This window comes from Mycobacterium sp. E1386 (genome assembly GCF_001672745.1).
Classification (GTDB): Bacteria; Actinomycetota; Actinomycetes; order Mycobacteriales; family Mycobacteriaceae; genus Mycobacterium.
In genome coordinates this window covers 1-7,045 of the sequence record NZ_LZKH01000164.1, presented here as the reverse complement: position 1 = coordinate 7,045, position 7,045 = coordinate 1, and the positions used below count along the sequence as shown (strand labels likewise).

8 protein-coding genes and 2 pseudogenes are annotated in these 7,045 nt (G+C 64.8%); 4 read left to right on the top strand and 6 right to left on the bottom strand.

Annotated elements, in window-relative coordinates; translation table 11 throughout:
• A pseudogene (locus A5709_RS16555) lies at positions 1 to 338 on the bottom strand (hydroxylase); the annotation flags it as partial.
• A 164-nt stretch (positions 339 to 502) separates the two neighbouring features.
• Between A5709_RS16555 and A5709_RS16550 the strand changes: the two are divergent.
• A complete protein-coding gene (locus A5709_RS16550; RefSeq protein WP_231972061.1) occupies positions 503 to 943 on the top strand; it encodes a thioesterase family protein in 441 nt (146 codons plus the stop codon).
• Complete coding sequence (locus tag A5709_RS28865; RefSeq protein ID WP_231972060.1) at positions 928 to 1,071, top strand: hypothetical protein; 144 nt, start codon at positions 928 to 930, stop codon at positions 1,069 to 1,071. Before A5709_RS16550 ends, A5709_RS28865 begins: the two co-directional genes overlap by 16 nt.
• Positions 1,072 to 1,106: 35 nt before the next feature.
• Here A5709_RS28865 and A5709_RS16545 read toward each other — a convergent pair whose 3' ends face one another.
• The 3 genes from A5709_RS16545 to A5709_RS16535 are packed head-to-tail and all read right to left on the bottom strand — an operon-like array spanning position 1,107 to position 4,398.
• Complete coding sequence (locus tag A5709_RS16545; RefSeq protein WP_068010758.1) at positions 1,107 to 1,961, bottom strand: SDR family oxidoreductase; 855 nt, start codon at positions 1,959 to 1,961, stop codon at positions 1,107 to 1,109.
• Between the two features lie 11 nt (positions 1,962 to 1,972).
• Positions 1,973 to 2,773 (bottom strand): mycofactocin-coupled SDR family oxidoreductase, encoded by an 801-nt coding sequence (locus tag A5709_RS16540; protein ID WP_068010757.1) that lies wholly within the window; start codon positions 2,771 to 2,773, stop codon positions 1,973 to 1,975.
• Complete coding sequence (locus A5709_RS16535) at positions 2,773 to 4,398, bottom strand: NAD(P)/FAD-dependent oxidoreductase (RefSeq protein ID WP_067783799.1); 1,626 nt, start codon at positions 4,396 to 4,398, stop codon at positions 2,773 to 2,775. Before A5709_RS16535 ends, A5709_RS16540 begins: the two co-directional genes overlap by 1 nt.
• 132 nt (positions 4,399 to 4,530) lie before the next feature.
• Here A5709_RS16535 and A5709_RS16530 point away from each other — a divergent pair, with 132 nt between their 5' ends.
• Positions 4,531 to 4,848, top strand: coding sequence for a 2Fe-2S iron-sulfur cluster binding domain-containing protein (locus A5709_RS16530; RefSeq protein WP_067748083.1), 318 nt, complete (start codon positions 4,531 to 4,533; stop codon positions 4,846 to 4,848).
• 38 nt (positions 4,849 to 4,886) lie between these two features.
• Positions 4,887 to 5,720, top strand: coding sequence for a mycofactocin-coupled SDR family oxidoreductase (locus A5709_RS16525; RefSeq protein ID WP_068010756.1), 834 nt, complete (start codon positions 4,887 to 4,889; stop codon positions 5,718 to 5,720).
• Positions 5,721 to 5,804: 84 nt separating this feature from the next.
• Here A5709_RS16525 and A5709_RS16520 read toward each other — a convergent pair whose 3' ends face one another.
• Positions 5,805 to 6,707: an alpha/beta fold hydrolase gene (locus A5709_RS16520; RefSeq protein ID WP_068010753.1), complete on the bottom strand. Its 903-nt coding sequence runs from the start codon at positions 6,705 to 6,707 to the stop codon at positions 5,805 to 5,807.
• A 167-nt stretch (positions 6,708 to 6,874) separates the two neighbouring features.
• Positions 6,875 to 7,045: pseudogene (locus A5709_RS16515) on the bottom strand (4-hydroxy-2-oxovalerate aldolase); the annotation flags it as partial.

Genomic DNA, 7,045 nt, shown 5'->3' with positions numbered 1-7,045 from the left:
TACGGTGACGCCATCCACGTGTCGACGTCGTCGGCCCATACCTCGTTGGGCACTTTCGGGTCCGCGTACGCCAACTGGTAGGGGTGCACGCCGACCACGCCGACGATCCAGCCGGCGGCCGGATCGAGTGCGGCGGTGGCCATCACGGTCTCGGCGAACTCGCGCGGGTGGACCTCAAGGCCGCCGTGGCTCTTGGGCTGCAGCAGCCGGATCAACCCGGCCGACTTCATCAGCTTCACGCTGTCGTCGGTCAGGCGGCCGATCCGCTCGGCCTCGGGGGCCTGGTCGCGCAACTGATCCGCCATCGCCACGACCCGGTCGAGTACCCGCTCGCTCATATCGTTGTCCTTTACGTCTGTGGGCGTAGTAATGATCTATTGAAGTCCGCGGCCCACTGGACGCTGTTCCCGGTCAGCGGACGCCGAGATAAGACGTGAGCTGTCGTCCGACATTCGGGACACACGGCAGCCAGGTCCCATCGATGGGCCTAGCGTCAGCGCCTTTGGACCAGGTTCAGGGAGCAGCATCTCGATGCGGCCATAATCAGCAGGCACCGACGCCGGAAGAGCAAAGCTTGCCGTCGGCTGCCCAAGTGGCCCAATTGCGCTGTGCCATCACACGGAATGTGTCCCGTGACTTCATCGATGGGAACGGCCACATGAACGTGTTGCATTATCTGGATTTCGGTTCGGCCGCCGCCGATGCGTTGGTGCGTGAACTCGGGATCGACGACGCCTATCGGGCTGATCGACAGCTCGGCCTCTTCACCGTCGAGCACCACCTGCGCTACTACAGCGAGCTGATCGAAGATGACACGGCCAATCTCTACGCCCGCGTCCTTGACCGCTCACCCAAGGTGGTGCACATGATGTCATTCGCCGTGGATCGTACCGGCAACGCCTATCGGCGACACTTGAGATGGTCCTCGTGCACGTCGATCTGACCCGCCGGCTGCCCGTGGCGATGCCGGTCGACATCGCCGCTGCTTTCGACGAGCACGTCAGGTACTCGTCGACCCTGGAGTGGGCCGCGCCCGTCTGCGGCGCGATGGGCGTGCGACGTCAACCATGAAACGGCCAGCGGCCCGGTGATTACCGCCGTCAAACCTATCGCCGGCGGCCAAACCTCAGCAACCGCCACATATACCGCGGCAGTTGCGGAGTCGGGACGCGGGCCGGCCAGTCGTCGGCGCGAAAGTAGGCATCAGACCCGCCGTCGACGAAAAGCACACTGCCGCAGAGAAAGGCGGCGGCATCCGACAACATGAACACCATCCAGTCCGCGAGGTGCGTGGGATCACCGAACCCACCGACCGGGACCGGGAACGCGCGGATGGCCCTGGCTTCACGCGGTGTGGCCAGCTGTCGCTCGAGCAGGGGGGTCATCACCGCGCCCGGAGCGATCGCGTTGAGCCGGATACCCGCACCCGCCCACGCCGGTGTCACTGCGGTCCGACGCACCCAGCGCGCCACCGCGATCTTCGATGCGCCGTAGGCCATCGAGGGGGCGGCCGATCGGAACACTCGTAGTGCACGCTCGGCCTTGTGGAGATCGCGGCCCAGTAACGCCCGCACGGCTCGCTGGGGCACCAACGGCATTGTCGTCGACGAATTACTGCCCACAACCACGACTTTCGCATCGCCGGCCGCCGCCAGTGCCGGGTGCCATGCCTCTAGAAGCTCGACCACACCTAAGAAGTTCACCGCCAGGATCCGGGCCGCGCTACCCGCGCCCGGGGTGGGGCCCACACCAGCGGCCAGCACGGCACCGTCGAGTCGACCGTCGCCGGTAGCGCACACGGCAGCGGCGGCCGTCCTGCGTCCGTCGGGAGTGGACAGATCCGCCACGACGTCAGCGTCCTGAATGTCGACGCCGATCACGCGGTGACCCGCGGCCAGCAGTTTGCGGACGACGGCTTGGCCCATGCCCGATGCCGACCCGGTGACGGCGTAGGTTCCCATCCGCGTCGCTGCTAGGCCTTGGCTAACAGGCCGGCATCGACCACGAGCTGGGTGCCGGTGATGTAGCGGGCGTGGTCGGAGGTCAGGAAAACCACGGCGTTGGCGACGTCTACCGGCTCCACCCACGGAACCGGGAGCAGGTGGCGAGCCGCGAGCGCTTCTGCAGCGTCGGCCGCCGTCGGGCTGGTCAGGTCAGGCCGAAGGCGTTTAAACGTCGCCTCGTTGAGCACCATCGAGGTCCCGACCGCTCCAGGATGAACAGTATTGACGCGAATGGCGCGCGGGCCCAGTTCGTTGGCCAGCGTGCGCGCCAACCCAACGACGGCATGCTTGCTCGCAGTGTAAGCAGCGGTGGTGGCCGTGCCGCGAAGACCGTTGGTGGAGCTGATAATCACGACGGACCCGCCGCCCTCGCCGAGGTGCGGGACGGCGGCTTTGACGGTGTGCCAGACGCCGGTCACGTTGACATCCAGGGTCTGCTGCCAGTCGTGGGTAGTGATCTCCCACGTCGGAGCCGACACCGTGTGGACGCCTGCGTTGGCTACGACGATGTCAAGGCGTCCCAGGTCGGCGACGGCGGCGCCCACCGCGCCGGTCAGTGCGCCCAAGTCGCTGACATCGGCCAGCCCCGTCACCGCGCGTCGGCCGCGCTGCGCCACCGCGGCGGCGGTCTGTTCGAGGTCTTCTGCTGCCGCCGGCACGTCCACCGCGATGACGTCGGCGCCTTCGTCTGCGAATCGCTCGCACAGGGCGCGCCCGGTGCCGCGCCCAGCGCCTGTCACCAGCGCCACACGACCCGACAGGCTCGACATCAGGGCGCCTTGGTCAGCGAAAACCCTTTGTACCCAGCCTCGGCGACTTCATTGCAGATGTCGAGGTAGGTCCCAAACCCGCCGAGGAACAGCATGAACACCCGCGGCTTGCCAGGCACGTTGGCGCCCATGTACCAGGAGTCGGCCTTGGTGAACAGGGTGGCCTCGGCTCGGCGCGCGCATTCGGCGACCCAGTTGTCCACCGCATCGGGAGTCGCCTCGATCGCCGTGTAGCCGTGATCGTCGAGATATCTGATCGAGTCGGCGATCCAATTCACATTCGCCTCGGCGTGCAGCACCATGTTGGCCAGCACCGCCGGCGCGCCGGGGCCGCACACGACGAACAAGTTGGGAAAGCCGTCAGTGCTCAGACCCAAGTAGGTTCGCGGCCCATTGCTCCAGTCATCGCGCAGCCGTTTACCGCCCCGGCCGACGATGTCGATTCTGGCCAATGCCCCTGTCATCGCGTCAAATCCGGTAGCCAACACGATCATGTCCAGGTCGTAATGGGCGTTGCTGGTGTTGACGCCGGTGGCATCGACAGATTCGATCGGCGTGTCTCGCACACTGATCAGTGTCACGTTGGGGCGGTTGAATGTCTGAAAGTAGTTGCTGTCGGTACAGATCCGCTTGGTGCCGATCGGGTGATCCGTGGGGATCAGCAGTTCGGCCAGCGCGGGGTCATCAATGATGGCCCGCACTTTCTCCTCATAGAACTTGCGCGCCTCCTCGTTGGCGTCCGGGTCGATCATCTGGTCGGAGAAGGTTTTGGAGAACAGCACCCCGCCGAGATCCCAGCGTTTTTCGAACGCCGCGCGCCGCTCTTCGGGGCTGGCTTGCATCGTCAGTTTCGGATGGGCGATGTGCGGTGAGCCGCCGCCGCTGCGCCATGATAAGCGCCTGCGTTCGGCGTAATTGGCCTTGACCCGGGCCCGGTCTTCGTCGGTGAGAGGCCGATTGCCGGCGGGGACACTGTAATTCGGGGTGCGCTGAAAGACGTAGAGTTGCGCGGCTTGTTCCGCGATGATCGGGATCGACTGAATGCCCGAAGATCCCGTCCCGATGACCGCGACGCGCTTACCGGTGAAGTCGACCGTTTCGTGTGGCCATGCCGCGGTGTGGTAGATCTCGCCGGTGAAACGGTCGAGGCCGGCAAAAGGTGGGGTCATCGCCGCGGACAATGGGCCCGTCGCCATCACACAGAACCGCGCGCTCACTCGTTGCCCGGTATCGGTGGTCACCGTCCACCGCAACCGCTGCTCGTCGAGAACCGCCGACGTGACACGGGTGTTGAAGACGATGTCGCGGCGCAGATCCAACCTGTCGGCCACCCAGTTGATGTAGCGCAGGATCTCCTCTTGGGTGGCGTACTTTTCCGACCAGTCCCACTCCTGTTGCAGGTCATCGGAGAACGAATAGCAGTAGTCGACGCTCTCGACGTCGCAGCGGGCGCCCGGATACCGGTTGAAATACCAGGTGCCACCCACGTCGGGACCGGCCTCGAACACCTTGACCGTCAACCCGTCGGCGCGCAGCTTGTGCAGGGCGTAAAGCCCGGCAAAGCCGGCACCTACGACCACCACGTCGATGCCCTGGTCCAACCCGTCGTTCGTGCTACTGGTCACGAACAGCGACGGTAGGGCCGCTGCGCCCGGAATCGCAGGAGACGTCCCGGTGACTGGACGCCGGGATGGCGACCTCCCGTCCATCGGAATCCGACCACGACATCACGGACCAATGTGGCAAGGATCGGCCGCATGGCAGATGTCGAAGAACAAGGCGCCGCCCTGTGCACCGATGCCGCGGTGGCCACCGTAGACGTCGAGTTGGACGGTGCTCTCCATCGACTGCAATGGCGCCGCGACCAGACCCTGGTCGAGATGATGCTTGACGCCGGGATCAATGTGCCGCATTCGTGCCGAGAAGGGCATTGCGGCTCCTGCGTGGCGACCTTGATTTCCGGGGAGGTGGATATGGCCGGTGGAGATGTGCTGGGACCCGAAGACCGCGCCGACGGTTTGATCCTCGGGTGTCAAGCCCGGCCAGTGACCGACAACATCCACATTGAGTTCTAGGCGCATGAACGGCGTGCCGACATGACAGAGGTTGCGACGTGACCGGCAGGGTCGCTGGGAAGGTGGCCCTGATCACGGGCGCGGCGCGGGGAATCGGGCGTGCGCAGGCGGTGCGGTTAGCCCAGGAGGGCGCCGATATCGTGGCCCTTGACGTGTGCGCTCCCGTTGACACAGTGGTGGTTCCGCACAGCACAGTCGACGACCTGGAGCACACCGCCGCCCAAGTGCGCGATACCGGCGCCAAAATACATACCGAGATCGTCGACGTGCGCGATGTCGACGGCGTCCAGGCGGCCACCGATCGCGGTGTGCGACGGCTGGGAAGATTGGACGTGGTGTGTGCTACCGCTGGGATCACTTCGCGTGCACTGGCGCTGGACCTCACCGAGGCGGCCTGGCGGACTATGTTGGATGTCAACCTCACCGGTGTGTGGCACACGTGTCGGGCCGCTGCGCCGCACCTGATTGCGCAAGGTGGGGGTGCGATCGTCCTGACCAATTCGATCGCAGGCCTTCGCGGATTGGTGGGCGTCGCCCATTACACCGCGGCTAAGCACGGCGTGGTCGGCCTGATGCAGAGCCTGGCCAAAGAACTTGCGCCGCAGAATGTCCGAGTCAATTGCGTCCATCCGACCAATGTGGACACTCCACTGATTCAAAACGACGCAGTGCGCAGCGCGTTTCGTCCCGAACTCGACAGGGCGCCGACGCGTGCCGAGTTCGCCGAAGCGGCCCTTCGCATGAACATGCTCGCGGTGCCGTGGGTCGAACCGGTCGATGTCGCCAACGCCGCTTTGTTTCTCGCTTCCGACGAGGCGCGCTATATCACCGCGGTCACGCTGCCCGTCGACGCTGGTGCGACTCAACGATAGGGAGGGCGCGACATGAAAGAACTGTCCGCTGGCTTTCTTTCCCTTTGTCACGCTGGATAATCCGGAGCCGCATCTGCACCGCCGTTACACCGAATGGGCATCATGCTGCCGTGAGAGGAACGCCAGCACGGTGCTTTCGAAGGCTTGCTTCGCTTCGATCATCGCCCAGTGCCCGGACTTGGGAAATATGTGAAGTTCGGCGTCTTGGATGGTGCGCATCGGAATCAGCGCCATATCCGGTGGACTCACTCGGTCGTCGCGACCCCATGTAAGCAGCGTGGGGACGGTCAACTTGTGCAGGATTGCCCACGGCATCGGGTTTTCGGACGCGGCCATCGCGGCGTTCATCGCGGCAAACGCCGCTTTGCCGTACATGCGGCGCGCCGCGGCCAGGGTGTCCGGATCGGTGGCCAATTGCCAGCGTTCCTCGACCAGTTCGTCAGTGATCAGGGACTGGTCGTACACCATCGATTTGAGCCAGTCGACCAGGCGCTGCCGAGTCGGGTCTTCGACGAACTCCTGCAACAGCCGGATGCCCTCACTCGGGCTGGGGCTGAAGATGTTGATGCCGATCCCGCCGATCGTGACCAGACGGTCGACACGATCGGGGTTGTGGATAGCGAAGTTGATGCCCACACCCCCGCCCATCGAGTTTCCGACGATGTGTGCCTTTTCGACGCCCAGCGCATCCAGGAACGGCGATACGGTGCCAAATGCCATGACCATTGGGTGGCCGCCGAAGTCATCGCTGACGCCGAAACCGGGAAATTCCAGGATGATGCAGCGGAAGTGCTCGGCGAAGGTGGGCAGGATGCCGCGGAAGTTGCGCCATCCGGTGACCCCGGGACCCGAGCCATGCAAAAACAGCAGCGGCTGCGCCGCCGTGGCCTCCGGGCCAGTGTCGTAGTAGCGCAAAATCCCTTGCGGTAGCAGGGTTTCGCGTACGTCTTGCTCGCCTAGGAAGACCTTTTCGGAAGTGTCTGCCACGGTGTCAGCCTGCCACGGCGTTGCGGGTGGCACGCCGCGGTGTTCCGCTGACCGGGTGGTGTTATGACTGGCGCTGGGTAGCACCGTCACGGCGGACTGTGGTCCGACGACGCGGTCGGCGACACCTGTTGCTGCACAGCCGACTTGCCGTCCACCAGGTGCCTCACGCCGCTCTCTTGCTCGCGCTTGATCTCGAGTGCGATGTCGATGAGTTGGTCTTCTTGGCCGCCGATGAGTTTGCGTTGACCGGCGCGGTGTAGTAGCTGGTGGGCGGGCACGCCGTAGCGCTCGGACTGGCGGATGGCGTGCTTGAGGAAGCTCGAGTACACCCCGGAGTA